General features: G+C 30.1%; 1 protein-coding gene and 1 pseudogene. Both read right to left on the bottom strand.

Annotated elements, in window-relative coordinates; all coding sequences use genetic code 11:
* The coding region (locus AC1DJR_RS31065) for an SMI1/KNR4 family protein (RefSeq protein ID WP_477004372.1) at window positions 1-383 on the bottom strand (383 nt) is incomplete at its 3' end.
* Between the two features lie 492 nt (window positions 384-875).
* Window positions 876-1064 (bottom strand): annotated as a pseudogene (locus AC1DJR_RS31060) (DUF4274 domain-containing protein); the annotation flags it as partial.

Here is a 1064-nt window from a genome sequence, read left to right as displayed (position 1 = left end):
AACATTTCTTTTTCGCCAGCATTCTCATGTTCCCAAAATACCACAACAGGGTTATTTTTGGCATTTTTATAGTCAAAACATATTAAATTTCCTGCTGGGTCAAAAGCAAAAGGAACTAACTCTTTAGGTATAGTAGTGGCATAAGTACGATATACTTTAACAATATATTCGCTACTATCCGTATCATAAGAGAGCAATGTCCCAAACACTCTTGTTACTCCATCCACCTCAAACTTATATGGTAATACCGCTGAACCATTATTAGTAATAGCACACTCTACATAATCACTTGGAAATATAAAATCTATCTGCTTACCCACTTCATATATATATTCTGCTGAAACCGGCTCATCTGGTACTGGCCATGTTAAATCTTTTCTCATCTAATTACGGCCTCCCCATACGATAAAAAAGCACTCGTTGCCTTTATTCAACAATCAAGTGCTTTAAGTTCATCTATTTGTAAGTTTTATAGTAATAGTATGACACCTTTTATATGTCGTGACAACTACTACGTTAAAACTTATGAGTTTGTACGAGTTCGTTAGTTTTACGTCCATTCCATGTATTTATATTCATCACCCAATAAAATGTCATCTCGCCTAAGCTCGTACCTCGTTTTCTTATTCTATCATTGCACATAGTACTCTATGATGGTACAACCATCATRGAGTAYMTAYTTTCAAAMACCCTWTTATTTTTTCTATCYACTTCACAYAWACTTTATTTTTTATTCCTATATACTTATGCGTATTTAAATTTAGCACCACGAACTTTATCATATCCGTACATAAAATATAATTTAGTATAGTAAGCTTTATAAAATCACTATAACTAAACTCATTTATTTACTGTAATGAGTTTTTAATGTTTATTTATATTTTAGGAATATCAATTATATTTCCTGGTGACTCATTAATAAGAATATCTGAAATATTTGGGTTCCTTTTTTTTAACTTGAATATTTGAATTTTTGTTAATTCAGGGCTAAATGATATATTTTGTGTTTTAAACTCCAAATTCATAATTTTATTTTGAAGTTTTAATATAAAAACCTTCCATTC

This window comes from Bacillus sp. 05T31, from assembly GCF_056396725.1.
This window is presented reverse-complemented; position numbering and strand designations above follow the sequence as displayed.